The 25,603-nt window shown below is 70.5% G+C and carries 21 protein-coding genes and 1 riboswitch; of the genes, 12 read left to right on the forward strand and 9 right to left on the reverse strand.

Going from position 1 to position 25,603, the window contains the following annotated elements:
* Positions 1 to 26 precede the first annotated feature (26 nt).
* From Q9G87_RS20145 to Q9G87_RS20165, 5 genes are all read right to left on the reverse strand, one after another.
* On the reverse strand, positions 27 to 1,253 hold the full coding sequence (locus Q9G87_RS20145) for a right-handed parallel beta-helix repeat-containing protein (RefSeq protein ID WP_305917940.1): 1,227 nt from the start codon (positions 1,251 to 1,253) through the stop codon (positions 27 to 29).
* Positions 1,254 to 1,334: 81 nt separating this feature from the next.
* On the reverse strand, positions 1,335 to 3,107 hold the full coding sequence (locus tag Q9G87_RS20150; protein ID WP_305917941.1) for a glycoside hydrolase family 13 protein: 1,773 nt from the start codon (positions 3,105 to 3,107) through the stop codon (positions 1,335 to 1,337).
* A gap of 5 nt (positions 3,108 to 3,112) precedes the next feature.
* Positions 3,113 to 3,952 (reverse strand): sugar ABC transporter permease, encoded by an 840-nt coding sequence (locus Q9G87_RS20155; protein ID WP_305917942.1) that lies wholly within the window; start codon positions 3,950 to 3,952, stop codon positions 3,113 to 3,115.
* Entirely contained in the window at positions 3,949 to 5,523 is a 1,575-nt protein-coding gene (locus Q9G87_RS20160; RefSeq protein ID WP_305917943.1) for an ABC transporter permease subunit, read from the reverse strand. The genes Q9G87_RS20155 and Q9G87_RS20160 overlap by 4 nt, the downstream gene beginning before the upstream one ends.
* 5 nt (positions 5,524 to 5,528) lie before the next feature.
* Entirely contained in the window at positions 5,529 to 6,806 is a 1,278-nt protein-coding gene (locus Q9G87_RS20165) for a sugar ABC transporter substrate-binding protein (RefSeq protein ID WP_305917944.1), read from the reverse strand.
* Between the two features lie 246 nt (positions 6,807 to 7,052).
* Between Q9G87_RS20165 and Q9G87_RS20170 the strand changes: the two genes are divergently transcribed.
* Positions 7,053 to 8,555: a glycoside hydrolase family 13 protein gene (locus tag Q9G87_RS20170; protein ID WP_305917945.1), complete on the forward strand. Its 1,503-nt coding sequence runs from the start codon at positions 7,053 to 7,055 to the stop codon at positions 8,553 to 8,555.
* A 65-nt stretch (positions 8,556 to 8,620) separates the two neighbouring features.
* Entirely contained in the window at positions 8,621 to 9,961 is a 1,341-nt protein-coding gene (locus Q9G87_RS20175; RefSeq protein WP_305917946.1) for a sensor histidine kinase, read from the forward strand.
* A 94-nt stretch (positions 9,962 to 10,055) separates the two neighbouring features.
* Here the strand turns inward: Q9G87_RS20175 and Q9G87_RS20180 are convergent, their stop codons facing one another.
* Positions 10,056 to 11,387: a cation:dicarboxylate symporter family transporter gene (locus Q9G87_RS20180; RefSeq protein ID WP_305917947.1), complete on the reverse strand. Its 1,332-nt coding sequence runs from the start codon at positions 11,385 to 11,387 to the stop codon at positions 10,056 to 10,058.
* Positions 11,388 to 11,497: 110 nt separating this feature from the next.
* Here Q9G87_RS20180 and Q9G87_RS20185 point away from each other — a divergent pair, with 110 nt between their 5' ends.
* The 5 genes from Q9G87_RS20185 (at position 11,498) to Q9G87_RS20205 (ending at position 18,026) form a co-directional block, all read left to right on the forward strand.
* A complete protein-coding gene (locus Q9G87_RS20185; RefSeq protein WP_305917948.1) occupies positions 11,498 to 13,012 on the forward strand; it encodes a sensor histidine kinase in 1,515 nt (504 codons plus the stop codon).
* Positions 13,009 to 13,674 (forward strand): response regulator, encoded by a 666-nt coding sequence (locus Q9G87_RS20190; protein WP_305917949.1) that lies wholly within the window; start codon positions 13,009 to 13,011, stop codon positions 13,672 to 13,674. Before Q9G87_RS20185 ends, Q9G87_RS20190 begins: the two co-directional genes overlap by 4 nt.
* 73 nt (positions 13,675 to 13,747) lie before the next feature.
* Positions 13,748 to 15,784 carry an N-acetylneuraminate synthase family protein gene (locus Q9G87_RS20195; RefSeq protein WP_305917950.1) on the forward strand — a complete coding sequence of 679 codons (2,037 nt, stop codon included), beginning with the start codon at positions 13,748 to 13,750 and terminating at the stop codon, positions 15,782 to 15,784.
* 47 nt (positions 15,785 to 15,831) lie between these two features.
* Positions 15,832 to 16,794 carry a glycosyltransferase family 2 protein gene (locus Q9G87_RS20200; protein WP_371825798.1) on the forward strand — a complete coding sequence of 321 codons (963 nt, stop codon included), beginning with the start codon at positions 15,832 to 15,834 and terminating at the stop codon, positions 16,792 to 16,794.
* Complete coding sequence (locus Q9G87_RS20205; protein WP_305917952.1) at positions 16,791 to 18,026, forward strand: polysialyltransferase family glycosyltransferase; 1,236 nt, start codon at positions 16,791 to 16,793, stop codon at positions 18,024 to 18,026. Before Q9G87_RS20200 ends, Q9G87_RS20205 begins: the two co-directional genes overlap by 4 nt.
* 149 nt (positions 18,027 to 18,175) lie before the next feature.
* Here Q9G87_RS20205 and Q9G87_RS20210 read toward each other — a convergent pair whose 3' ends face one another.
* The gene (locus Q9G87_RS20210) at positions 18,176 to 19,336 is read right to left on the reverse strand and encodes a DUF6716 putative glycosyltransferase (protein ID WP_305918146.1); all 1,161 of its coding nucleotides are present in this window, start codon (positions 19,334 to 19,336) and stop codon (positions 18,176 to 18,178) included.
* A 2-nt stretch (positions 19,337 to 19,338) separates the two neighbouring features.
* Positions 19,339 to 20,319, reverse strand: coding sequence for a hypothetical protein (locus tag Q9G87_RS20215; RefSeq protein ID WP_305917953.1), 981 nt, complete (start codon positions 20,317 to 20,319; stop codon positions 19,339 to 19,341).
* Positions 20,320 to 20,382: 63 nt separating this feature from the next.
* Here Q9G87_RS20215 and Q9G87_RS20220 point away from each other — a divergent pair, with 63 nt between their 5' ends.
* The 3 genes from Q9G87_RS20220 (at position 20,383) to Q9G87_RS20230 (ending at position 23,138) form a co-directional block, all read left to right on the forward strand.
* Positions 20,383 to 21,204 carry an aldo/keto reductase gene (locus Q9G87_RS20220; RefSeq protein ID WP_305917954.1) on the forward strand — a complete coding sequence of 274 codons (822 nt, stop codon included), beginning with the start codon at positions 20,383 to 20,385 and terminating at the stop codon, positions 21,202 to 21,204.
* A 20-nt stretch (positions 21,205 to 21,224) separates the two neighbouring features.
* Entirely contained in the window at positions 21,225 to 22,178 is a 954-nt protein-coding gene (locus tag Q9G87_RS20225; RefSeq protein ID WP_305917955.1) for a Gfo/Idh/MocA family protein, read from the forward strand.
* A gap of 117 nt (positions 22,179 to 22,295) precedes the next feature.
* A riboswitch (cyclic di-AMP (ydaO/yuaA leader) is annotated at positions 22,296 to 22,431 on the forward strand.
* An 11-nt stretch (positions 22,432 to 22,442) separates the two neighbouring features.
* Positions 22,443 to 23,138, forward strand: a complete 696-nt coding sequence (locus Q9G87_RS20230; protein WP_305917956.1) for a CHAP domain-containing protein — start codon at positions 22,443 to 22,445, stop codon at positions 23,136 to 23,138.
* A gap of 87 nt (positions 23,139 to 23,225) precedes the next feature.
* Here Q9G87_RS20230 and Q9G87_RS20235 read toward each other — a convergent pair whose 3' ends face one another.
* Positions 23,226 to 24,044, reverse strand: coding sequence for an alpha/beta fold hydrolase (locus Q9G87_RS20235; protein WP_305917957.1), 819 nt, complete (start codon positions 24,042 to 24,044; stop codon positions 23,226 to 23,228).
* 58 nt (positions 24,045 to 24,102) lie between these two features.
* On the opposite strand from Q9G87_RS20235, the gene Q9G87_RS20240 reads away from it, so the two are divergent.
* Together Q9G87_RS20240 and Q9G87_RS20245 are read left to right on the forward strand one after the other, a co-directional pair.
* Positions 24,103 to 24,966 carry a LysR family transcriptional regulator gene (locus Q9G87_RS20240; protein ID WP_305917958.1) on the forward strand — a complete coding sequence of 288 codons (864 nt, stop codon included), beginning with the start codon at positions 24,103 to 24,105 and terminating at the stop codon, positions 24,964 to 24,966.
* Between the two features lie 113 nt (positions 24,967 to 25,079).
* On the forward strand, positions 25,080 to 25,520 hold the full coding sequence (locus Q9G87_RS20245) for a YciI family protein (RefSeq protein WP_305917959.1): 441 nt from the start codon (positions 25,080 to 25,082) through the stop codon (positions 25,518 to 25,520).
* The last annotated feature ends 83 nt before the right edge of the window (positions 25,521 to 25,603 follow it).

Here is a 25,603-nt window from a genome sequence, read left to right on the forward strand (position 1 = left end):
CACTTTAGAGATCGGCGCCGTCAAAACTAGCGCTGGTACGCCCCGGCGTCCGGTGAGCCGGCCACGGGCTTGCCCGCCGCGTCCTTGGCGACGGCCTTGCCCCCGTACCACTTGGCGGTGAGCGCGAGGCCTCGGTCGAGCGCCGGGGAGCCGGGCCGCAGGCGCAGGTCCGTGCGGGAGACGAACTGCGGGTTCGCCATCACCGACTTGGGGCCGAGCTTGAACTTGGCCGTGCGGCCCTGGTAAACGCTGCCGGCCTCGTCCGCGCCCCGGCCGTCCTCCCAGCCGGCTTCCCCGCCCACGACGACGACGTTGTTGCGGAGCTTGAGTATCGACGGGGAGCAGCCGTCGTGGCAGGACCAGCCGATAGTGTCCTTGGCCGGCAGGTAGACCGAGTTGTGCACGGCGAGCGTGCCCTTGACGGGTCCGACGATGTGGCGGGCGCCGCGGGTGATGAGGAAGGAGCCACGGCTGCGCGAGGAGGTCACGACATTGAAGGCGTAGACGTTGCCGGTGGCGGTCTTGCCCTTCTGGGCTCCCAGCTCGGTGAAGGTCTCGTTGTCCCTGGCGATGTTGTGGGTGACGCGGTTGCGGTCGCCGTTGAAGATCTCGACGGCGGCCCCGTCGGTGCCGTAGTCCTGGCTCTTGGCGAAGCTGCCGGTGATGGTGTTGCCGGTGACGACGTTGTCGTCACCGTTGAGCAGCACGCCGAAGGCGCCGGAGTCGTTGTCGCCGCCCTCGTCGTTGACGCTCATCCGGTTGTTGTCGGTCAGCACGCTGTCGCGGATGGTGTTGCGCGAGCCGGCGGCCGTGACGAACACGCCGGCGATGTTGCGGTCGGCCTGCACACCGGTCAGCTCGTTGTGGTCGCCGTCGATCTGGAAGCCGGCCCAGCGGCAGCCGGAGGCCCGCAAGCCGCTGACCCGCCAGTGATCTCCCGAGATCACGACGCAGTCCGCCTCATCGCCGCTGATCTTGGCGAGCGTGCCCTTGCCGTACGGCTTGATGGAGATCGGCCGGGCCGCGGTGCCCTTGGCCGCCAGGGTGAGCGTGCCCGTGAAGGCGCTGCCGCGCTTGACGGCTACGGTGTCGCCGGGCTTGAGGTCGGCCGCGTTGACCTTGTCCAGCGACTTCCACGGCGCGGTCGCGCTGGTGCCCGCGGCGGCGTCGTCACCCGCCCTGGAGTCCACGTAGTACGTCGTGCCCGCCTGGGCTGACGCCGTGACCGGTACGGCAGACAGGAGCGAAGCCATGACGGCTACGGACAACACCCTCATACGTGCACACCACTATCTAGTTAAAGCGCGGAATAGGCAGAGGACACCGTAGCGTGATCAATGCGTGAGGCGCCAGACACGCAGCGAAGGTCCGTCACCCGGGATGACGTCGCCGTCGTCGGCGTCGTACACGCCTTCCGCGCGCATCCCGATGTGCAGCGGTTCGCCGGGGGCGCGGCGCGCGCAGATAAGCAGCGTCTCCTGGTACGTCTCGCGTGCGAACACCAGGCAGTCGGGGTCGGCGTGCAGCCAGCGTAGGCCGCCGTGGCGCAGCGCGGGCTCGGCGCGGCGCAGCCCGAGCAGGTCCTGGTATCCGGCGAGGGTCCGGCGGTCCTGGTCGGCGGGCCGGTTCCAGGGCATGGGGGTGCGGGAGTGCTCGCCGTTCACGCCGGTCAGGCCGAACTCGCTGCCGGCGAACACCATCGGCGTGCCGGGCAGCGTGGCCTGTAGGCCGAGGGCAAGCAGGTGCCGCTCGCGTGAGCCCGTGACGGTGCGGATGCGCGGCGAGTCGTGCGAGTCCAGCAGTTGCCAGGAGTGCCGGTACGACCGCCAGGACATGTGCGAGGCGAACGAGCGGAACGTGGCCAGCGTGGCCTGCCCGTCCCGTGCGGGCACACCGCCCGGCACCCCCAGGAAATGCTCCAGGTCCAGCTCGGGGCCGCGCAGCCAGGTCCAGACGGGGCGGGTGAAGCCGCCGTAGTTCATGGTGCCGTGCCAGCCGTCGCGGTCCAGGTCAGGCGTGGCGTCGTGGTTGTGCTCGGCGATGAAGGCGGCCTGCGGGCCGAGCGTGCGCCGCAGCATGCGCGCGACCTCGTGGTTGTGGTCGGCGGCGCCGAGCCTGCCGGTCATGTTGGCCACGTCCACGCGCCAGCCGTCCAGCGGTCCAAGCCACTTCGTGAGCACGTCCCGCATGGCGGCGCGCACCCGCTCGCTGGCCCAGTTGAGCTTGGGCAGCGACTTGACGCCCCACCAGCTCTCGTAGTCGCCGGTCTCGGGGTCGAAGAAGAACATGTCCCGCTCGGGGGCGTTCACGTCGGAGACGGCGGCGGTGAACCATTCGTGGGTGTCGCCGCAGTGGTTGGTGGTGATGTCGCCGAGCAGCCGCATCCCGCGCGCGTGCAGCGCGTCGGACAGGCGGTGCAGCGCCGCGTCGCCGCCGAGGAGCGGGTCGACGGCGTCGAAGCTCGCGGCGTCGTAGCGGTGGTTGGAGCGGGCGGGCCAGATCGGCGTCAGGTAGACGGTGTCGGCGCCGAGGCTCTCGATGTGGTCGAGCCGCTGGGCGATGCCGTCGAGGTCGCCGCCGTAGAACTGCTCGGCGGTGCCGGGGCCGCTGGGGATGACCGGGTCGCGGTCCCAGTCGCGCGGCAGCGCCCAGTCCGGCAGCTTACCCAGGGGCCGGGAGCGCTCGAAGCGGTCGGGGAAGATCTGGTAGACGATCGCGTCCGCCATCCACCCCGGCGGCGGCTGGTGGCACACCAGGCGGAAGTCGCTCGCGTCGGTCAGGTCGTGCGTGACGAGCCCGGCCGCGGTCAGCCACGCCTGGCCGCGGCCGGTGGTGAGCAGGAACCGGTAGGGGGTGACGGGGTTGACCGCGGTGACCTCGGCCCGCCACCAGACGTCGGTCCCGCCGAATCCCCGGATGTCACGCGACGTGCGCGCCGCCGCGACATACCGCGGCTCGCCGTCATGAACCGTGCGTGCGTGAACGCCGGTGACGCCGGCCGCGAGCGGCGCCCGCAGCCAGAGCGTCACCCGCGAGCCGAGCTCGGGCGCCTGCTCGGAGACGTACAGAGCCGAGCCGTCGTGATGCGGCTCCCCGATGTAGCGCAATGCACCTATCCCTTGACAGCTCCGGCGGTCAGCCCGGAGACGATGTACTTCTGCAACCAGAGGAACACACCTACCGTGGGAACGGCGGTCAGCAGCGTCGCCGCGGCGAACATGCCGAAGTTCGCGTTGCGATGGTCCCCGGCGATCATGCCGTACATGCCGACGGCGAGGGTCTTGCTCTCGGGGTCGCGCAGGAACACGTTGGCCATGAGGAACTCGCTCATGGTGCCGATGAACGCCAGCAGCGCGGTGACCGCGAGGATCGGCGTCACCAGCGGCATGATGACGCGCCAGAAGATCTGCGCGTGGGTGGCGCCGTCCACGGTGGCGGCCTCGTCGAGCTCCTTGGGCACGGTGTCCAGGAAACCTTTCATCAGCCAGGTGTTCACGCCGAGCGCCCCGCCCAGGTAGAGCAGCATGAGCCCCCAGACGGTGTTGAACCCGAACGCCGGGTACAGCTCCGTCACCCTGGTGAAGATCATGAAGATCGTGACGATGGCCAGGAACTGCGGGAACATCTGGATGAGCAGCAGCGCCAGCAGTCCGACCCGGCGGCCGGCGAAGCGCATGCGGCTGAAGGCGTAGGCGGCGAACATCGACAGCAGCAGGCTCGCGAACGACGCCACCAGCGCGATGAACACCGAGTTGAAGAACCACCGCGCGAACGGGTAGGTGTCGGAGGCGAGCAGATTGGCGAAGTTCGCCGGGCTCGCCCCGTTCGGCAGCAGGTCGGTGGAGGCCAGCGTGCCCAGCGGGTTGATCGCCGCGGAGACCACGAACAGGATCGGGAACACCGCGAACGCGCACACGACGAGCACGAACACGTGCCTGAGGGCGATTTTCACGCGTAGACCTCCTCCTGCTTGCGCGTGCGCCGGAACGCCACGGCCGAGACGACCGCCACGATCGTGAAGATGAACACCGAGATCGCCGCCGCGAACCCGAACTGCGCCCCGCCCGCCCCGAACGCCAGCCGGAACGTGTAGGTGATCAGCAGGTCGGTGCCGCCCACCTGCGGGCTCTCGGCCGGGAACGGCCCGCCCTCGGTGGTGAGCGCGATCGCGTTGAAGTTGTTGAAGTTGTACGCGAACGACGAGATGAGCAGCGGCGTGAGCGCGACCAGCAGCAGCGGCAGCGTGACCCGGCGAAACGCCTTCCACGGCGTCGCCCCGTCGATGGAGGCCGCCTCGGTCAGCTCGCGCGGGATGGCCTGCAGCGCGCCGGTGGTGACGAGGAACATGTAGGGGAAGCCGAGCCACAGGTTGACCAGGATCACCCCGAACCTGGCGGTCATCGGCTCGCCCAGCCAGTCCACGTTGGCCCCGAGCAGCTGGTTGATCAGCCCGAAGTCGCGGTTGAACAGGTCGCGCCACACCAGGAGCATGGCGAAGGAGGGCATCGCGTACGGCAGGATCAGCACGATCCGGTAGACGCGGGTGCCGCGCATCCGCGGGTGGTGCAGCGCCAGCGCCACCGACATGCCCAGCGCGAACGTCCCGAGCACGGAGCCCAGGGCGAAGACGACGTTCCAGCCGAGCACTCCCACGAAATATCCAGAAATAGTGGGATCGGTCAGCACGCGGGCGAAGTTGTCGAACCCGACACCGACCTGCCAGCCCTGCGCCAGGTGCTCGCCCTTGGCGTTGACGAAGTAGCCCTGGTCCTCGTCGGCCGTCCAGGTGTCGCCGTTGCCGCGCACGCAGTCGCAGGCGGCGTCGTACACCAGCGCCGCCCGGCCTTCGACGGCCCTGCTCAGCCCGTTGGCCTTGATCACGCCACCGGCGGTCGGCACGGCCAGCGCGGAGATCTGCTGGGCGCGGGCGGCCGCCTCGGGCGCCTTGAGCACGGTCAGGCCCGGCGCACTCAGCACCTTGCCGGTGACGCCGACCTCGGCGCCCGGCAGCGGCGTCAGCCCCTTGGGGGTGCCGAGGGAGACCTGCTTGGTCGACGGGTCCACCAGCAGGAACACCAGCTCCTCGCCGCGCAGCGCGACCGTCAGGCCGTACTCGGGCGAGCCCGGGGCCTGCCGCACAGAGCCGGTCTCGATGGCGGTGATGGCGGCGGCCTTGTCGCCACGGTGCCCGTCGCCGAAGTTCGTGAACGCGGTGGTGACCGTGTAGACGACGGGGAACACCTGGAACGCGACGAGGAAGACGGTGCCCGGGATGAGGTATTTGGCCGGAATGAAGCGGCGGGTCAGGTAGAGGGAGGCGATGCCCGCGGTGGCCGCGCACAGCAGCCCGAGCGACACCCACGACTCGGCCGCGATCAGCGGCGGCACGGCGTAGACCAGGATCGCGGCGGCCACGGCCAGCACCGCGATCCTGGTCACCAGGAACGCCGTGGTGATCTCCCTGCGGGGCCGCTCGGGCGCGCTCACCCGGGCGGCCTCGCGTTCGTCCACAGACGATGACATGACCGTCAGTTCTTGAGCGCGCCGTCGATGGCCTTCTGCGCGGCCGCGGCCGCCTTGGCGGCATCGCCACCCTTGACGACGGCGTTCTCGGCGATGCCGAACGGCTCCCAGATCGCCGCCATCTCGGGGATGGCGGGCATCGGCATGCCCTCCTTGCCGGCGTCCATGAACTTGACCGCGTCAGGGTCGGTGGCCTGGACCTCCTGCAGTGCGGCGGTCAGCGCCGGGGGCCGCGGGTCGGCCTCGTACAGGGCCTTGGCGACGTCCTTGTTGGTCACGTAGTTGGCGACGAACTCCTGCGCGAGGGCCTTGCTCTTGCCCTTGGACGCGACGAAGAAGGACTGGACGCCGACGAACGGCGTGGCGGGCTTGCCGTCCTTGAACGCCGGGACGGCCGTGATGTCGTACGTGATGCCGCCCTTCTTGACCTCGCTGATGGCCCACGGGCCGGAGACGAGGTAGGCGCACTTGCCGGAGGCGAAGTTGACGATGTAGTTCTCGTTGGTGATCGACGTGCGCAGCGCGCCGTCGCCCTTCTCGCCCAGGGCCTTGAGCTTGTCGAACGCCTTGACCGAGTCCGGCGCGCCGAGCAGCACCTTCTTGGGGTCGGGGTCGCCGGTGGAGGTCGTGCCGAACAGGGCGCCGCCACCGGAGGCGAAGATCGGGTAGACGTGGAAGGCGTCGCCCTTCTGGCCGACGGGGAGGCAGAGCACTTCCTTCACCTTGCCGTCCGCCTTGAGCTTCTTGCCCTCATCGATCATGTCCTCGATCGTGACGGGCGCCTCGGGGGCGAGCTTGGTGTTGCGGATCAGCGCGATGTTCTCCACCGCGTACGGCGCGCCGTAGATCTGGCCGTTGAAGGTCACCGCCTGGATGGCCTTCTCGGAGAAGGCGGCCTTCTGCTCCTCGGTCAGCGTGACCGGGTCGATGGCGCCGTTCTGCACGAGGTTGCCGATCCAGTCGTGCGCGCCGATCATGATGTCCGGGCCGCTGCCCTGCTGGGAGGCGGTGAGGAAGGTCTGCTGGTTGTCCTTGCTGATCTCCTTCACCTCCACCGTCACACCGTTCTCGGTGCCGAACTGGTCGGCGAAGGGCTTGAGCGGCTTGACGCGGCTGGGGTCGGCCCAGATCACGAGCGTGCCGGAGCTCGCTCCGGTGGTGGCCGCCGGGGCGGAGGCGGACGCGCTGGGCGCCGCCGGAGAGGCCGACTGGGAGTTGCCGCACGCCGTCGCGGCGAACGCGAGGGTCGCGAGGGCGGCCGTGCCGAGAGCCCTCATGCGCATGGGACCTCCTGAGGTCACGCAGGAACGGCGGCACGCAAGGACACGCACCGCCGCACGAAGGAAAGCCAGTTTTCCGGGACGTTACTGTCTCTTTGCAAGAATTGGAAGAACTTGCGAAAAGCGTTACAGAAGCTCCACGTGAGATCTGCAACTTTCCGAAAGTTGCACTTGACCGGGCGGAAGCGATCAGGACATTCTTCACCAGAACATCACCCGACATCTCGGGCATCCGGGGGAAGGACAGCCATGCTCGGCAACGACGACTGGTGGCGGGACGCCGTCGTGTACCAGGTCTATCCACGCAGCTTCGCCGACGCCGACGGCGATGGCATGGGAGACCTCGAAGGCGTGCGCGGCCGCCTGGACTATCTCGCCGGCCTGGGCGTGGACGCCATCTGGCTGAGCCCCTTCTACACCTCCCCCATGGCCGACGGCGGCTACGACGTGGCCGACTACCGCGACGTGGACCCCATGTTCGGCACGCTGACCGACTTCGACGCGCTGGTCGCCGACGCCCACGCCAAGGGCATCAGGGTCATCGTGGACCTGGTCCCGAACCACTCCTCCGACCAGCACCCGTGGTTCCAGGCGGACCTGCGCGACCGCTACATCTTCCGCGACCAGCCGAACGACTGGGAGTCCATCTTCGGCGGCCTGGCCTGGACACAGGTCGAGGACGGGCAGTGGTATCTGCACCTGTTCGCGCCGGAGCAGCCGGACCTCAACTGGGACAACCCTGACGTACGCGCCGAGTTCCGTGACATCCTGCGCTTCTGGCTGGACCGGGGCGTGGACGGTTTCCGCGTCGACGTGGCGCACGGCATGATCAAGGCCGACGGCCTGCCCGACGTGGGCCCGAAGGACGGCCCGCAGGCCCAGATGCTGGGCGACGAGCAGCTGCCGTACTTCGACCAGGACGGCGTGCACGACATCTACCGCGAGTGGCGGCCGATCCTCGACTCCTACCCCGGCGGGCGGATGGCCGTGGCCGAGGCGTGGGTGTCCTCGCCCGAGCGGCTGGCCCGCTACGTCGGCCCCGACGAGCTGCACCAGGCCTTCAACTTCGACTTCATGATGGCCGACTTCCACGCCAAGTCGTTCCGCACGGTCATCGAGAAGTCGCTCCAGGAGGCCGAGCTGGTGGGCGCGCCGACCACCTGGGTGTTGTCCAACCACGACAAGCCCCGCCACGTCACCCGCCACGGCGGACTGGACCGCGCCCGCGCGGCCACGCTGCTCATGCTGGCCCTGCCCGGCTCGGCCTACCTCTACAACGGCGAGGAGCTGGGCCTGCCGGAGGTGCTCGACCTCCCCGACGAGCTGCGCCAGGACCCGGCCTTCCTGCGCCGGGGCGAGAGCCGCGACGGCTGCCGGGTGCCGATCCCGTGGACCGCGGCCCCGGGCTGCGGCTGGCGGGACCCGTGGCTGCCGATCCCGGAGGAGTGGACCGCGCTGTCGGCCGAGGCCCAGGAGGACGACCCGGACTCCACGCTGAACCTCTACCGGGCCGCGCTGCGCCTGCGCAAGGAGCACCCGGCGCTCGGCGGCGCGAGCTCCGGCACGCTCACGTGGCTCGACTCCCCCAAGGACGTGCTGATCATCGAGCGCGACCCCGGCCTGGTCGTGGTGCTCAACACCGGCGAGGAGCCGGTGCGCCTCGACCTGGCGGGCAAGGTGCTGCTGTCCAGCGGCCCGCTGGCGGCCGACGGGTCGCTTCCGCCGGACACCGCGGTCTGGTTCCAACGCTGACCAGTTGGGGGAATCTTTCCCTAAAAGCGGCATTTGACGGAAATTACGCTCGGTAGTGTCGGTGGGTGTCTGCCCTGTGGGCGAAGTCCCTACGGGGACGCGTCACCCTCATCGCGACGGCCGTAGCCGCCCTCGTGCTCATCCCCGTGGGCGTCGCGACGGTCCTCGTCACACGGTCGCTGGTCGAGGCCAGCGTGTACGAGAGCACCCGCGACACCGCCGAGCGCATCGCGTACGAGATGCGCAGCGGCGCCCTGCCCCTGGGCGCCGCCATCCCCGTGTCCGACCCGGCGGTGGACCTGATCCAGATCGTCGGGGCGGACGGGCGGTTCCTGGCCACCAGCGACGCGGCCAGGAACCTGCCGCCGCTCAGCGACGTGCGCCCCTCGGACGAGGACCGGGCCATCAGCACCACCCACTGCCTGCCGACCGAGTGCGTACACCTGTCGGCGGTCCGGGTGAGCAAGTTCGCCGACTCCCCCGTCATCTACGCCGGGCGCAGCACCCCCGACCTGCTGGCCACCAACACCCTCGAGGCGATCGTGTTCACCGAGATCGCCGTGCTGGTCGGGCTGGCCGGGTGGGCCACCTGGCTGGTCACGGGCCGGGCGCTGCGGCCGGTGGCGACCATGCGCGCGGAACTGGACGCCGTGCACGCCGGCGACCTGAGCAGCCGCGTCACCGAGCCGCACGGCGCGGACGAGGTGGTCGAGCTCGCCAAATCCGTCAACAGCACGCTGGCCCGGCTGGAACGCTCCGCCGAGCAGCAGCGCCAGTTCGCATCCGACGCCTCGCACGAGCTGCGCACCCCCATCGCCGGGCTGCGCGCCCAGCTCGAGAGCGCCCAGCTCTACCCGGACGACACCGACATCGATCTGCTCGTGCGCAGCGCACTGCGTGACACCGACCGCCTGGAGGCCATCATCACGGACCTGCTCCTGCTGGCCAGGATCGGCTCCCGGGTGGACGCGGCCAAGGAGCGGGTGGACCTGGCCGAGCTGGTCCGCCAGGAGCTGTCCATCCGCAGCGACAAGATCCCCGTGCGCGCCCACCTGGCCGAAGGGGTGCGGGTGGACGGCGTACGGCTCCAGCTCGCCAGGGTGCTGACGAACCTGCTGGACAACGCCCAGCGGCATGCCGAGCACTACGTCAAGGTCACCGTCTCCAGGGAGGACTGCATGGCCGTGCTGTCGGTCGAGAACGACGGCGTGGAGATCCCCCAGCAGGACCGTGAGCGCATCTTCGAGCGCTTCACCCGCCTGGACGCGGCCCGCAGCCGCGACGCGGGCGGCACGGGGCTGGGCCTGGCCATCGCGCGGGACGTGGCGATGGCGCACCGCGGCCAGATCACCGTGGAGGACTGCAGGGGCGGCGCCAGGTTCGTCCTGCGCCTACCCGCTGTTTAGTCACTGTTTCACAGCTTTCGTTCACGCCGCGGCCCGGCAGGGAGATCGGCGCCTTCTTCGGCGACTTCGAGCTCATCCCGCCGGGCCGCAAGCCCTAGACCTTCGTCAGCTCCTTCTCGCCGGCCTCCGGCTCGGTCCGCTCCTCGTCATCGAGCAGCGTGGCCTCGTCGAACGGGGCGTGCCCGGTCAGCACCTGCTCGGCGCGCTCCCGGTCGAACTCGCCCGTCCAGGTGCCGACGAGCACGGTGGCGACGGCGTTGCCGGCGAAGTTCGTCAGCGCCCTGGCCTCCGACATGAACCGGTCGATGCCGACGATGAAGCCCACGCCCTCGACGAGCTCGGGCCGATGCGCCTGCAGGCCGCCGGCCAGCGTGGCCAGACCAGCGCCGGTCACGCCCGCCGCGCCCTTGGACGCGACCATCATGAACAGCAGCAGTGCCACCTGCTCGCCGAGCTCCAGCGGCGACCCGGTCGCCGTGGCGATGAACAGCGTGGCCATGGTCAGGTAGATCGCGGTGCCATCGAGGTTGAAGGAGTAGCCGGTCGGCACGGTGATGCCGGCCACGGTCCGGCTCACGCCCAGGTGCTCCATCTTGGCGATGAGCCTGGGCAGCGCCGTCTCCGACGAGGAGGTGGACAGGATCAGCAGGAACTCGCGGCCGAGGTACCGCAAGAGCGACCACAGGTTGACGCGGGCGACCAGCCACAGCATCGGGCCGAGCACGACGCCGACGAACAGCAGGCAGGTGATGTAGAAGGCGGCCATGATGATCGCCAGACTCTTGAGCGCCTCGATGCCGGTGGCCCCCACGACGGCGGCGATCGCTCCGAAGGCGCCCACCGGCGTCGCCCACATGATCATGGCGAGGATGCGGAACACGAGCCGCTGCAGGTGCTCCACGCCGCGCAGGATCGGCGCGCCCTTGGCGCCCATGGCCTGCAGCGCGAACCCGGTCAGCAGGGCCACCAGCAGCGCCTGCAGCACCGATCCCGAGGTCAGCGACGACACCAGCGTGTCGGGGATGACGCCGAGCAGGAAGTCGACCGTGCTGCCGCTCTCGGCGCCCTTGGCCGCCTCCGCCTCGGCCGCCTGCCGGGCGGCGTCGGTGAGCTGGAGCCCCTCGCCCGGGTGGATGATATTGCCCACGACCAGGCCGATGAGCAGGGCGACCGTGGACATGACGATGAAGTAGCCGAGCGCCAGACCGCCGACCTTGCCGACCTTGGCCGCCTGCCGGACCGAGCCGACGCCGAGCACGATGGTGCAGAAGATGATCGGCCCGATCACCATCTTGATGAGCGAGACGAAGCCGGTGCCGAGCGGCTTGAGCTCCTTGCCCACGTCCGGCCAGAGAAACCCGACCAGGATGCCGAGCAGGACCGCCACGATGACGGCCACGTAGAGGTAGCGAGTGCGATCACGCATAGGGCGGTTCTCCAGCCATTTGGGGGGAAGTTCCGGTTGTGCGACTATGCGCTGCACAAGTGACCCAGGTCACGATTGCGTAAGTTACGTTCACGAAAGAAGTCGTTAACATGCGGCGCTGGAGCCTGGCGGGGCAGATGCTGGTCCTGCAGCTGCTGGTGGTCCTGGTCACGGCCACCGGCGGTGCCGTGCTGGCCTTGGTGCAGGCGCACGATCTGCTCACCCATGAAGCCCGGAGCACGGCCGAGGCGGTGGCGGTGGCCGTGGCCACGACGCCCGAGGTGCGGGAGGCCCTGGACGGCCCCGACCCGAGCGCGCGGCTGCAGCCGCTGGCGGAGGGCATACGCAAGAGCACCGGCGTCGACTTCATCACCATCATGAAGCCGGACGGCACCCGCTATACCCACCCCAACCCGGCCGAGATCGGCAGGAAATTCCGCGGCAACATCGGGCCGGCGCTGGCGGGCAGGACGTTCACCGAGACCTACACCGGCACGCTCGGCCCGTCCGAGCGGGCGGTCACCCCCGTCGTCTCGGACGGCCGGGTGGTCGCGCTGGTCAGCGCGGGCATCACGGTCGAAAGGATCAGCGGCTGGCTGCGTGACCGGCTGGCCTGGGGCGGGTTGATCGTGGCGCTCGCGCTCGGCCTGGGCGGCGCCGGCACGTGGCTGGTGACAGCGCGGCTGCGCCGCCAGACCCACGGGCTCGACCCCGTGGAGCTGGGCCGCATCCACGCCCACCACGACGCGATCCTGCACGCCGTCAGAGAGGGGCTGCTGCTGATCGGCAAGGACGGCACGCTGACGCTGTGCAACGACGCCGCCCGGCACCTGCTCGGCCTGCCCGGCGACGCCGAAGGGCGGCACGTGGCCGAGCTCGGGCTCGCGGACGTGCTGACCGGGGACGAGGAACGCGTTCACCTGGTGGGCGACCGCGTCCTGGCCGTCAACAGCGCCGCCAGCCGGCTCGGCACGGTCGTGACCGTACGCGACCACACCGAGCTGCAGGCGCTGAGCGGCCAGCTCGACGCCGAGCGCGGCTTCGCCGACACGCTGCGCGCCGCCGCGCACGAGGCCGCCAACCGGCTGCACACCGTCATCACGCTGGTGGAGCTGGGCCGCACCGAGCAGGCCGTGGCACTCGGCACCGCCGAGCTGCGCGCCGCACAGGAGCTCACCGACCGGGTGGTGGGCTCGGTACGCGAGCCGGTGCTGGCGGCGCTGCTGCTGGGCAAGAGCGCCGAGGCCGCCGAGCGCGGCAGCGAGCTGGTCATCAGCCAGGACAGCGAGCTGGACGACCTGGGCCTGGACCCGCGGGAGCTGGTCACGATCGTGGGCAACCTCATCGACAACGCCATCGACGCGGCCACCCGCGTGGAGGTGCACCTGAGCGCGGACGGCAAGGAGGTCCTCATCAGGGTCGCCGACAACGGGCCCGGGCCGCCCGACCCGGCGGCGTTCACCAAGGGCTGGACGACCAAGGGCGACGGCCGCGGGCTCGGCCTCGCCCTCGTGGGGCAGGCGGTGCGCCGGTTGGGTGGCACCATCGACGTACGAGGCTCGGTGTTCACCATCAGGCTGCCCATCCCGGAGCGGCCGCGCCTGGACCGGGAGGGAGCACGATGATCTCGGTGCTGGTGGTCGAGGACGAGGAGATCACCGCCGAGGCCAACCGCATCTACGTCGAGCGGGTGCCCGGCTTCGAGGTGGCCGGGGTGGCCCGCTCCGGCGGCGAGGCGCTGCGTTTCCTGCGCAAGAGGCCCGTGGACCTCATCCTGCTCGACCTGCACCTGCCGGACATGCACGGCCTGGAGGTGTGCCGGGCCGTGCGCGCGGGCGGCCTCATGTGCGACATCATCGCCGTCACCTCCGCCCGCGACCTGGCCGTGGTCCGCTCGGCGGTGTCGCTCGGCATCTCCCAATACCTTCTCAAGCCGTTCACGTTCGCGACATTGCTCGAAAAGCTCACCCGTTACGCCCGGTTCAAGGACGAGGCCGGGGTCGCCGTCGGCCAGGGGGACGTGGACCGCGTGCTCGGCACCCTCAGAGGCAGCTCGGAGCTGCCGAAAGGCATGTCGAAGGACACCCTCGACGCCGTGGCCGCCAAGCTGCGCGAGCGGCCCGAGGGCATGCCGGCGCAAGCCGTGGCCGACGCGATAGGAGTGTCCCGTGTGACGGCCCGCCGCTACCTGGAACACCTGGTAGAGCTGGGTGTGGCGGCCCGCATGCCGCAGTACGGCGCAGTGGGCCGGCCAGAGCTTCTCTACCGGATCCCCATAGAAAGTTAATGACGGTGACGCTGGCCGTTCAATCCGGCCCTCTAGCTTCTGGGTGCAATCCGATGCTTTGAGGAGACACACCTTGCGAGTCTTGGCCGTTGTTCCCGCCCGCGGAGGTTCGGCGGGCGTACCCCTGAAGAACCTCGCCCTGGTCGGGGGCGTCCCGCTGGTCACCCGCGCGGTGCGGGCCTGCGTGCGCGCCGAGCTCGTGGACCAGGTCGTGGTCAGCACCGACCACGCCCAGATCGCCGAGACCGCCCGCGAGGCCGGCGCCCTCGTCGTCGAGCGTCCCGAGGAGCTCAGCGGCGCGACCGCCTCCAGCGAGTCCGCCGTGCTGCACGCGCTCGACGCTCTCGGCGAGGACCCCGAGGTGGTCGTGCTCGTACAGTGCACGAGCGCGTTCATCGACCCCGACGACCTGTCGGCCGCCGTGCGCAAGGTGCTCGACGGCGAGGCCGACTCGGTCGTGTCGGGCCTGCCGACGCACGAGTTCCTCTGGACCGCCACCGGCGGCGGCGTCAACCACGACCCCGCCGTCCGCCAGCGCCGGCAGGACCGCGACCCCGAGTTCCGCGAGAACGGCGCCTTCTACGTCATGCGCACCTCCGGGCTGCGCGAGCACGGCCACCGCTTCTTCGGCGCCATCGCCGTGCAGCCGGTGCCGCCGCAGCACGCCATCGAGGTCGACAACCCCGAGGACCTGGAGCTGGTCCGCGCGCTCGCGCCGTTCGTCGACAAGCCCGAGCCCATCGACGTCGACGCCGTCATCACCGACTTCGACGGCGTGCACACCGACGACCGCGCCTACGTCGACTCCGACGGCCGCGAGATGGTGCTCGTCAGCCGCTCGGACGGGATGGGCGTGTCGCTGCTGCGCCGCTCCGGCGTCAAGGTCCTCATCATGTCCACCGAGCACAACCCGGTCGTGGCCGCCCGCGCCCGCAAGCTCGGCGTCCCCGTGCTGCAGGGGCTGGCCGACAAGAGGACCGTGCTGCGCGACTGGCTGCGCATCGAGGGCCTCGACCCGGCCCGCGTGGCCTACGTCGGCAACGACGTCAACGACCTGGGCCCGATGGGCGAGGTCGGCTGGCCCGTCGCCACGCCCGACGCCCACCCGCGGGTGCGCGCCGCCGCCCGGGTGGTGCTGACCACGGCCGGCGGCTCCGGCGCGGTGCGCGAGCTGTGCGACCGCGTCGTGGCCGCCCGCCCCGAGGTGCCTGTGGTCGAGGTCAAGGAACGGCCTCAGCTCGGCCCGGTGGCGATCGGTGACGTGCTGGTCGGCGACGGGGAGCCCGTCTACGTCATCGGCGAGATCGGCATCAACCACAACGGCGACCTCGACATCGCCCGCCGGCTCATCGACGTGGCCGCCGATGCCGGCTGCCAGGCGGTCAAGTTCCAGAAGCGCACCCCCGCGATCTGCGTGCCCGAGGAGCAGAAGGGCCAGATCAGGCAAACGCCGTGGGGCGAGATGACGTACCTGGAGTACAAGGAGCGGACCGAGTTCGGCCGCGACGAATACCGGCAGATCGCGAAATACTGCGACGAGCGTGGCGTGCACTGGTTCGCCTCGCCGTGGGACGTGCCGTCCATCGAGTTCCTGGAGGACATGGACGTCCTGACGCACAAGGTGGCCTCGGCCAGCGTGGCCGACCACGAGCTGCTGCGGGCCCTGGCGGCCACCGGCAAGCCGATCATCCTGTCAACCGGAATGTCCACGCTGTCGGAGATCGACGCGGCCGTGGAGATCCTCGGGACCGATAGGCTGATCATGATGCACGCGACGTCCACCTACCCCCTGCCGCCGGAGGAAGCCAACCTGCGCACGATCACCACGCTCAAGGAGCGCTACGGCGTCCCCGTCGGCTACTCCGGTCACGAGCGCGGCCTGCAGATCTCGCTGGCCGCCGTCACGCTCGGCGCCGTGTGCGTGGAGCGGCACATCACGCTCGACCGGACGATGTGGGGCTCCGACCACGCGGCCTCGCTGGAGCCGTCCGGGCTCGAGCACCTCGTGCGTGACATCCGGATCATCGAGCAGGCCATGGGCGACGGCGTCAAGCGCGTCTTCCCCGGCGAGGAGGCCCCGAAGGCCCGCCTTCGCCGGGTGACCGTCTGACCGTCACCACCAGGAAGAACAAACCATTGATCACGCTCTCGGTCGTCGTGCCGATTCGAGACGGCGAGCGTTTCATCGCCGACGCGCTCACCTCGCTCTGCCGTAACGCTCGGCACGACTTCGAGTTCATCGTCGTCAACGACGGGTCCGTAGACGCCACCGGGGACATCATCGACGACTTCCGCGCCGATCTCCCCGGGCTGACCGTACTGCGCAATCCCGCGCCGGTAGGGCTCGCCGACGCCCGCAACACGGGCCTGTCGGCGGCCTCCGGCCGGTACGTGACGTACATGGACGGCGACGACTGGCTCGCCCCCGGCTACCTCGCACGGCTCGTCGATGCCATCGACGGGCTCGGCTGCGACTTCGTGCGCGCCGACCACGTGCAGGTCGAGGGCCGAAAGCGGGTCGTGCACCGTGCCCCTCTGGCGCGGAGGGGCACGGTGCTCAACCCTCGCGAGGCGATCCTGCCCGCGAATGTGCGGACGATGGTCGACTACCCCTACGCCTGGGCCGGGGTCTACCGGCGCTCGCTGGGTGACCTGCTGCACTTCCCCGGCTCCCTGCACACCGCCGAGGACCGGCCGTGGATCTGGCGGCTGCACCGGGAGGCCGCCTCGTTCGCCGTGGTGTCGCTGGCCGGGGTGTTCTACCGGCGCATGGTGTCGGGGTCGCTGACCCAGGTCGGCGACGAGCGCCAACTGCATTTCTTCGACGCCTTCGAGCTGGTGTTCAAGGATCTGGAGCCGGAGTTCATGCCCAAGGCGGCACGGAACTTCTGCGCGCTGCTTGCCCACCATCTGGAGATCGCCGATCGGTTCACGCCCACGCTGCGCGCCCGCTTCGAGGAGCGGGGCGCGCAGATGGTGCGCTCGCTGCCGGCGGAGATCGTGTCCGAGGCGGTGTCGCGCATGTCCATCGAGCGCGAGGCCACACTGCGGGCCCTGGCGCCCGACCTGCCACCCAGTCCGCACGTCCGGGTCCGCCGCGACCGGGAGGAGACATCGTGAAGGTCTTCTACGCCTCGACGTTGTTCGGGGCGATGTCGCTGGCCGCCGCGATCGACGACGGCCGGTTCGGCGACGGGCGGCGCGTCCTCGTCGTGTCCAACAACGCCTCCATCCCCGAGGTGTCGACGCCGCTGGACAAGACGCCCGGCTTCGCGGTGCTGCGCTCGCGCTTCGACGAGGTGCACTCCTGGAACGACCTCATCGCGCCGCTGCACCCGTCGGACTGGAAGGCACGCGTCATCGAGGTGCCGATGATGGAGCGCCTCATCCGCTCCCACTGGGGGCTGGACGGGGTCGAGGAGCTGGTGGTCGAGTCGATCGCGGTGCCGCCCGCGCGGACGATCGCCGGGCTGGTGCGCGACTGCCCGATCACGGTCTACTCCGACGGGCTGATGAGCTACGGCCCGACCCGCGACCCGCTGCCCGCCGAGATCTTCCGCCGCATCGAACGGCTGCTCCACCTGGACCTGGTGCCGGGGCTGACGCCGCTGCTGCTCAGCGAGTACGGCGTCGCGCCCGAGATCCTGCCCGCCGAACGCTTCCTGGCGATCGTGCGGGAGGTCACCTCCACCGCCCCCGACATGATGGCCGGGCAGGCCGTCATCCTCGGCCAATACCTGTCGGCCCTGGAGATCGTCACGCCGGAGGAGGAGGCGGCGCTGCACGAGACGATGCTCAAGGCGCTGGCCGCCCGCGGCTACACCAACATCGTGTTCAAGCCGCACCCGGCCGCCGGGCGCCGGCACGCCCAGCTGATGCGGGCCGCGGCCGAGCCCTTGGGGGTGCGGCTGTCGGTGCCCGGGGAGAGCGTTCCGGCCGAGGTGTGCTTCGCCGCACTCCGGCCCGAGCTGGTCGTCGGCTGCTTCTCCACCGGGCTGGTGACGGCGCAACGTTACTTCGGACTGTCCGTGGCCTCCTACGGCACGGAGCTCGTGCTGGACCGGCTGGCGCCGTACGAGAACAGCAACCGGATCCCGGTCACGATCGTGGACGCGCTGCTGCCGCGGCTGTCGGCCGAAGGCCACATCGACCAGCCCCCGGCCGTGGACCTGCCGGCGCTGGTGCGCGCGGTCGGCTACTGCATGCAGGCCGAGGCCTACCCCGACCTGCGGCCTGCCGGCATCGAGTTCGACGCCCGCTACTTCAAGCGCAAGCGTCTGGAGACGCTGGGCTTCGTGGCCAAGCCCAGCACGCTCACCCGGCTGCGGCGGAAGATCCGATCCGCGATCTGATCGCCCGGCGTCGAGGCCCCTGGCTCTCTGCCAGGGGCCTCGACGTATGCGTCGGCTTTTCAGCGCCCGGCCATAGGCGCGTGATCCGCGGCATCGTCGCGCTCACCGCCCCGCGCGGCGGCGAAGGAGCGGCGGCAAGGGGCCGGGGGTCAGGTGAGGGCGCGCAGGTAGCGGCGCATGCGCCGCTTGGCCTTGTAGCCGGCCCGCAGCATCGTGGGCGGCACCTCCACCCGCAGCCTGGCCCGCCGCCGCGCCGCCGCGAACTCAGGCCCGTCGAGCAGCGACTTGGCGGGCACCCGCGGCCGGGAGATGACCAGCCCGGTCAGCAGCCCCGCCCAGTCGTTGCGCTCCACCGGATGGAAGTAGTTGGCCGCGCACCAGGCCGCCGACGCCGTGCGGAAGTCGCCCGCCGCCAGCTCGTCGAGGGTCCCCAGCAGGTCGCTGCCCTCGAACACCAGGTTGATCATCTCGGCGCTGACGCCGAAGTCGCGCAGCACCAGCAACGGCACGTCCAGCGCGATGGCCTCCAGCGCCGCCGTCGAGCTGACCGTGACGAATCCGGCGGCCCGCATCAGCTGATCGTGCATCGACCCGGCCTCGAACACCAGCCGCCCCGGCTCGCCCATCTCCCGCCACAGCCGCTGGTAGTGGTGGCGCTCGTTGTGCGTCTGCCGCTCGTCCTCCAGCGCCCGCAGCTTGACCACCACGTCCAGGTCGGGCCGCAGCCGCGCCAGCTCGGCCAGCGCCACCAGGATCCGCTCACGCTCCTCGCGCTCGCGCGGCACCTTGGCCTGAGTGGCGAACACCACCCGGTTGCCCCCCTGGGCGGCCACCTTGGACCGCAGGAACGGCAGCCGGGCCAGGCCCACCGCCCCTCCCCCGCCGAGCCTGCGGGCGATCTCGCCGAACTCGGCCACCTCCCGCTCACTGTGCACCACGAACAGGTCACACCCGCTGCGGTACTGCCACGCCTTGTCGGTCGCCGGCACCGAGATGCCCGGCAGCCCGCTGACGAACACCGGCCGCGGCCTCAGGTCCGCGAGCACCTCGGCCACCAGCACGTCCACGACCGGTCCCGTGCAGGCCACGAGGATCACGTCGGGCTGGATGCGCTCGGCCGCCCGGCGCACTGACCGGGCCGACATCACCGCGGGCGCCTCCCGCTCGCCCACGGCCGCGGCGATCTGCTCGGGCGAGGGCGCGATCGGCGTGCGGACCACCACCAGGTCCGTCACGCAGCCCTCGGGCAGATCGGCGAGCAGGCAGGCCGCCCACTTCAGGTACGAGTCGGAGTCGGCGACCGCCAACACTTTCAACCGGACACTCCAGTCAGATGCGAGCGAAGGGCGGGAGCCGCCCTGCTGGTCCACCAGTCTTCGGGAACGTCCACGGGCTCGACGGCGACGCCGCGCGGGCTCAGCAGCACCCGCAGCGAGGTGATCGCGGTCGACGGAAGGCTGAGCACGCGTTGGCCGGAGTCCAGGCCGCGCAGGGTCAGCTCGGCGGGCGCGCCGGCGTCGTGGACGGTGATCCCGGGGCGCTCCCGGATCAGCGCCACGTCCACGGGGTCCTCGCGGCGGTGCGGGTAGTAGGCGACCGGCTCCTGCGAGGCCAGGTCCGTCAGCCAGCGCATGTAGCGGTCGCGGTGGACCAGGCCGTTCCTGACGAGCGAGGTGCCGAGGACGACGGTGCGCTCGGCGGGGCCCTCGGCGCTGGGCGGCTGGGCACGCAGCCAGGCGAAGTCGTGGCGCACCAGGTCGACGCCGGCGCGGCGTACGCCGTCCTCCAGATCCTTGTCCACGTCGAGCGCGGTGAAGACGGAGACCTTGCTCAGCCGCAGCCGCAGCGCGGCCGCCAGGCCGAGCACGGTGCGCAGCTTGGTGGGCTGCGCGCGGGCCCGCAGCAGCGGCCGGCGGGGCCCCGCGGCCAGCAGCTCCAGCAGCCGGATCGTGGCCAGCCCGTCGTCGACGATGACGATGCGGCCCGGGTTGGAGATCAGCCAGCGCAGCTGCACCTTGCCGGAGAAGGCGTCACCCACGGCCTGCACGCGCCGCGGCATCTGGTCGCGCGGCTCGGCCAGCTCCAGGCCCTCGGGCAACCCGAGCCTGCGCAGCTCCTTGCGCGTGGCCTTCAGTGGCCGCAGGCCCGCTCGCGGCACGACGGCCGTCGTGGGCCCGAGGAGCCCGGCGTGGTGGGCCTCGACGGCGCACAGCATCTGGAGCGGGGACTCCACCCAGGCCGACGCCTGTTCGACCACTCGTTCGCCCTCCCCGCCGGGTGATGGCCCGTTCATGACCGCTCCAAGTTAGCCTTGTCGCCTTAAGCCGCCCGGAACGGAACGTGAACAATGGAGGGTATGAACTCGCTCATGCTCAATACCGACGGCGTGCAGATCCCGCAGCTCGGGTTCGGCGTCTGGCAGATTCCCGGCGGCGAGGCCGAGCAAACCGTGCGGATCGCTCTGGAGGCCGGCTACCGGCACATCGACACCGCCTCCGCGTACGGCAATGAGGAGGGCGTGGGCCGGGCCGTGCGCAGCGCCAAGCGCCCCCGCCATAAGCTGTTCGTCACCACCAAGCTGTGGAACGCCGACCACGGCCGCGCCGAGCAGGCCTTCGATGAGAGCCTGGCCAGGCTGGGCCTCGACTACGTCGATCTTTTCCTCATCCACTGGCCGGTCCCGAAGCAGGACAAGTACGTGCAGGCGTGGAAGGCCCTCGAAAAGATCTACCGTGACGGGCGGGCCAAGGCCATCGGCACCTCCAACTTCACCGTCCAGACCCTGACCCGGCTCATGGACGAGACCGAGATCACGCCGTCCATCAACCAGATCGAGCTTCACCCCTACCTGCAGCAGCGCGAGATGCGCGCCTTCCACGAGGCCAACGGCATCCTGACCGAGGCGTGGAGCCCGCTGGGCCAGGGCCAGGGCCTGCTCGACGACCCGGCGCTGAGCGTGCTGTCCGGCAAGTACGGCAAGACGCCCGCCCAGATCGTGCTGCGCTGGCACCTGCAGCTCGGCAACGTCGTCATCCCCAAGTCCGCCACCCCGTCGCGGATCCGCGAGAACATCGACGTGTTCGACTTCATCCTCGACGCCGAGGACATGGCCGCGATCGGCGCCATGAACAGGAACAAGCGCATCGGACCCGACCCCGACACCTTCAACATGACCTGATACGTCTACGATCTCCCCTTGTGCGGGATTTTGCATGGGGAATAGCGGCGACAGGCGGCATAGCGCGCACGGTGGGAGCGGCCATCGTGGCCGAACCGGGCATGCGGGTGGCCGCCGTCGGCTCCAGGAACCTCGGCCGGGCGCAGGCCCTGGCCGCGACGCTGGGCGCGGAGTCGGCCTACGACTCCTATGAGCGGCTGTGCGCCGACCCGGCCGTGGACGCGATCTACGTGGCCACTCCGCATGCCCAGCACCTTCAGGTCGCCGAGGCCGCCATCGCCGCTGGCAAGGCCGTGCTGTGCGAGAAGCCGCTGGCGGCCACCGTGGACGACGCCGAGAAGATGGTGCGCCTGGCACGCGAGGCGGGCGTCTTCTTGATGGAGGCCATGTGGATGAGGTTCAACCCCCTCATCCAGAAGATCGCCTCCGATGAGCGCTTCGGCGAGATCCGCTCCGTGCAGGCCTCCTTCGGCTTCTCCCTGCCCTACGACCCCGCCCACCGGCTCTGGGCGCCCGAGCTGGGCGGCGGCGCGCTGCTCGACCTGGGGATCTACCCGTTCGGGCTGGCCCAGCTGCTCCTCGGCATGCCCTCCGGCCTGCGGGTCACCGGCTCCGTGGCCCCGAACGGGGTGGACGCGGAGACCGCCGGCGTTTTGCTCTATCCCGGTGGCAGGCACGCTCTCGTGTCGACCTCGTTGCTCGGGAATTACCCGAACAATGCCAGCGTTGTAGGGACTCTGATGCGGGCGGACATCCAGGCTCCGTTCTGGGCGCCGCAGCGGATCGTCCTCACCGGCCCATCAATCGAGCCGGAAGAGCACGTGCTCGATCCGGCCGACAACGGTTACGCCGGAGAGCTCCGCGAAGTCCGTGCCGCCACGGCCGAGGGCAGGACCGAAAGCTCGATCATGCCGCTTGACGAATCCCTTGCCATGATGGGGCTTCTGGCCGACGCTCGCAGGCAACTCGCCTAGCTGGGCTTTTATGTAGTTGTAATCCCCTTGCCTCATGTATTACCTTATGGGGCATCTTGCGGCATGCGTCCGGTTTGTCCGGACATGTCCGACCATCGCACGAAACATCACAGGACCGTCCTGTGACCGCTGAATCCGCCTTGTGCGGAACCGGGGACCCAGTCCTTTGGGGCGAATCGGCACTTCGGTGCCGTAGGGCAGCTTCCACGCCCGAGCCCGTCAGCTAACCCGGTAAGCGGCATGGAAGCAAGGAGTAATCCCCCGATGGCCAAGCACCCCATTTTCGCTGCCCACAAGATCAACGTCGCGCGCCTCGCCCTCGGCGCCACCATCCTCGCCTCCGCAGCCACCGCTCACGTCACGGGCACCGCCATCGCCGCGACGGCCAATGCGGACAAGCAGCCGGTCGCCTCCAAGGCCGAGCACGCCGGCATCAAGACCGCCACGACCGACGAGAACAAGATCAACGTCACCGCTGCCCAGGTCCTGGCCCTGGCCAAATCCCAGGTCGGCACCAGCGAGAACGCCGCCGGCGGCGGCACCAAGTACCAGCAGTGGTACGCCAACTCCCAGCGCGCCGCCGAGACCATCGCCCGCGACGGCGGCAGCCGCGCCGAGTACCTGAACGCTCCCTGGTGCGCGATGTTCATCTCCTGGGTCGGCGAGCAGACCGGCGCCCGCCCGCAGATCGGCTGGGACGCCTGGACCGTCGCCCACGCCAAGTGGTTCAAGGCCAACAACCGCTTCGGCACCGTCGCCAAGCCCGGCGCCGTCGTGTACTTCTCCTGGAGCGGCAGCAAGGACATCAGCGACATCAACCACGTCGGTTTCGTCGTGAAGGACAACCAGGACGGCACCGTCTCCACCGTCGAGGGCAACACCGGCAACGGCAAGGTCGAAGAGCGGGTGCGGCCGAAGTCGCAGATCGTCGGCTACGGCTACCCCGAGTACGCCGCCTGACCCTCCGCACATCCGAACGAGCGCGCGTCCCTCCGCGGGACGCGCGCTCGCGGCGTTCAGGGGCTTCTTCCCGTGATCGCCCATCCATCACTCCGCGAAGAACCGCCCCAGAGCGGCGGCGACCGCGGCCGGATCGTTCTCCATCGGAATGTGACCGGCGTTCGGGACGCGGACCAGGGAGGTGTTCGGCATCTCGGCGGCGAAACGCTCGGCGTACCCGACCTCCTGGAAGGTGTCGTCCTCCCCCCACACCAGCAGCTTCGGCGTCCCGTCGGCCTGCAGCGCGGGCACCAGGTCCAGCGTGTAGCGGCTGTCGGCGGCGCCCGCCAGCGCCATCCACGACCGTCGCACCCGGACGTCGTTCCACGGGTCCAGGTAGTCGGCCAGCTCGGCCTCCGTCGCGGGGCGGTGCAGCGCCGTGGCGACGGCCGTGCGGCGGGCGGCCAGCAGCTCCTCCGCGGTCACCGCCGCCACCACCGCCGGATCGCGGAAACGGGCCACGCCCGGCACCGGCCACGAGTCGTACGTGACCGAGTTGACCAGCGCCAGCCGCCCCACCTTCACCTCACCCGCAGCCAGCAGGTGCTGCGCCACCGCGCCCCCGATGTCGTGCCCCGCCACCGCCAGCGGCTCACCGGCGCCCACCGCCGCCGCGAACCTGGCCACCCACCCGGCCAGCGCCGGGACCGCCGCCGTCGCCATCGTGAGCTCCCCTTCGGAGCGCCCCAGCCCCGGCAGATCCACCGCGACGGGACGCAGCCCCGCCGCCGCCAGCTCGTCCAGCACCGGCTGCCAGACCCGGCTCCAGTACGTCCCGTGCAGCAGCAACACCACGGGACCCCGCTCGCCCGCGGTCAGATAGCTGGCCTGCCGCCCGTCGACTTCGATCGTCATTCGCTCAGACATGGCATAACCATCGGGTTCTGACCAACCGCCGGTCAAATACCAATTAGGGTATGCCGCTATGACGTTAGCGCAGCTCCGGGCGTTGATCGCGGTCGCCGAGCACGGCGGCTTCACCGCCGCCGCCGACCACACCGGCATGTCCCAGCCCGCCGTCAGCCGCGCCATCGCCGCGCTCGAACGCGAGCTCGGCGCGGCCCTGTTCGTACGCCACCGCGACGGCATCGCCCTCACCGAGGCCGGCCGCCGCGCGGTCGACCGGGCCCGCGAGGCGCTGCGCCACTTCGACCTCGTCCGCGCCGACGTGGCGGCCGCCGCCGGCCAGATCACCGGCGAGTTGCGCCTGGCCAGCCTCCCCAGCGCCACGGGAACGCTCATCGCCCGGTTGCTGCGCGCGTTCACAGACCGCTACCCGCAGGTGCGCGTACGGCTGTTCGAGGGGGTGGACGACGACATCCGGACCTGGCTGCACCGGGGCGCCGCCGAGGTCGGCGTCGTGACCTTGCCCGCCCCCGGACTGGACACCGTCCCGCTGAGCACCCACGACATGGTGGCCGTGCTGCCCGCCGGCCACCCGCTCGCCGATCAGGCAGTGGTGCATCTCGCCGACTTCGCCGGCCGGCCGTTCATCCTGACCACCGCCGGCTGCCGCCCGCTGATCATGACCGCGGCGCGGGCGTCGGACGTACGGCTCGACGTCGCCTTCGAGGCGAGCGGCCCGGCTGCCATCCTCGAGATGGTGGCCGCGGGGCTCGGGGTCAGCATCGTTCCCACCCTGGGCCTGCCCGCGGACCTCGGCGCGGTGGTCACCCGGCCGCTGAAGCCGGGTATGACCCGCTCGCTCGGGCTGGCCGTCCCGTCGCTGGCCGACTGCGGTCCTGCCGCCCGCGCGTTCCTCGACCAGCTGGACGCCTTTACAACGTAGATTTTTTGGTCCGGAGTGGCGCGGCGCGGAACTTCGCGAAAGAGTGTCGATTCGCCCCGCAGCCGTTCGACGCGTTGGCGAGACGTCGCTGACGCGTGAAGGGAGAAACACCGATGAAGTTCATGATCGTCGGCAAGGCCAATGCGGAGACCGAGGCCGGGGTGCTGCCCAGCCAGGAGCTCGTCGACAACATGCACGCCTACAACGAGTCGCTGGCCAAGGCCGGAGTGCTGCTGGCCGCCGAAGGGCTCTACCCGAGCTCGCAGGGTGCGCAGATCGCCTACAGCGGCGGCAAGGCCACCGTGATCGACGGGCCGTTCGCCGAGGCCAAGGAGCTCATCGCCGGGTTCTGGCTGATCCAGGTGAAGTCCAGGGAAGAGGCCCTCGAGTGGGCGCTGCGCCTCCCGGTGCCGCCGGGGCACGAGGGGATCGGGCTGGATGTGTGGCGGGTGTTCGACGCCTCGGACGTGCCGGACGACTCGATGCCCGCCGAGGAGCGCGAGCGTGCGGAGGCCATGCGCGAGCGCCTCCGCGCCGACCAGCCCGGCGACTGACCGCGGCACCGGCCGCCTCATCAGCGCGGCGTCGTCCACGCCCAGCACCTACCGCGTGACCACGGCGGCGGCAGCGGTTGCGA

It is taken from the genome of Nonomuraea turcica, from assembly GCF_030718205.1.
Lineage (GTDB): Bacteria > Actinomycetota > Actinomycetes > Streptosporangiales > Streptosporangiaceae > Nonomuraea.

What these genes read in the sequence shown, in the direction of transcription:
- Q9G87_RS20145 (WP_305917940.1), bottom strand. Translation starts at nt 1,253, where the DNA reads ATGGCTTCGCTCCTGTCTGCCGTACCGGTCACGGCGTCAGCCCAGGCG.
- Q9G87_RS20160 (WP_305917943.1), bottom strand. Translation starts at nt 5,523, where the DNA reads ATGTCATCGTCTGTGGACGAACGCGAGGCCGCCCGGGTGAGCGCGCCC.
- Q9G87_RS20165 (WP_305917944.1), bottom strand. Translation starts at nt 6,806, where the DNA reads ATGCGCATGAGGGCTCTCGGCACGGCCGCCCTCGCGACCCTCGCGTTC.
- Q9G87_RS20170 (WP_305917945.1), top strand. Translation starts at nt 7,053, where the DNA reads ATGCTCGGCAACGACGACTGGTGGCGGGACGCCGTCGTGTACCAGGTC.
- Q9G87_RS20180 (WP_305917947.1), bottom strand. Translation starts at nt 11,387, where the DNA reads ATGCGTGATCGCACTCGCTACCTCTACGTGGCCGTCATCGTGGCGGTC.
- Q9G87_RS20185 (WP_305917948.1), top strand. Translation starts at nt 11,498, where the DNA reads ATGCGGCGCTGGAGCCTGGCGGGGCAGATGCTGGTCCTGCAGCTGCTG.
- Q9G87_RS20190 (WP_305917949.1), top strand. Translation starts at nt 13,009, where the DNA reads ATGATCTCGGTGCTGGTGGTCGAGGACGAGGAGATCACCGCCGAGGCC.
- Q9G87_RS20215 (WP_305917953.1), bottom strand. Translation starts at nt 20,319, where the DNA reads ATGAACGGGCCATCACCCGGCGGGGAGGGCGAACGAGTGGTCGAACAG.
- Q9G87_RS20220 (WP_305917954.1), top strand. Translation starts at nt 20,383, where the DNA reads ATGAACTCGCTCATGCTCAATACCGACGGCGTGCAGATCCCGCAGCTC.
- Q9G87_RS20230 (WP_305917956.1), top strand. Translation starts at nt 22,443, where the DNA reads ATGGCCAAGCACCCCATTTTCGCTGCCCACAAGATCAACGTCGCGCGC.
- Q9G87_RS20235 (WP_305917957.1), bottom strand. Translation starts at nt 24,044, where the DNA reads ATGTCTGAGCGAATGACGATCGAAGTCGACGGGCGGCAGGCCAGCTAT.
- Q9G87_RS20240 (WP_305917958.1), top strand. Translation starts at nt 24,103, where the DNA reads ATGACGTTAGCGCAGCTCCGGGCGTTGATCGCGGTCGCCGAGCACGGC.
- Q9G87_RS20245 (WP_305917959.1), top strand. Translation starts at nt 25,080, where the DNA reads ATGAAGTTCATGATCGTCGGCAAGGCCAATGCGGAGACCGAGGCCGGG.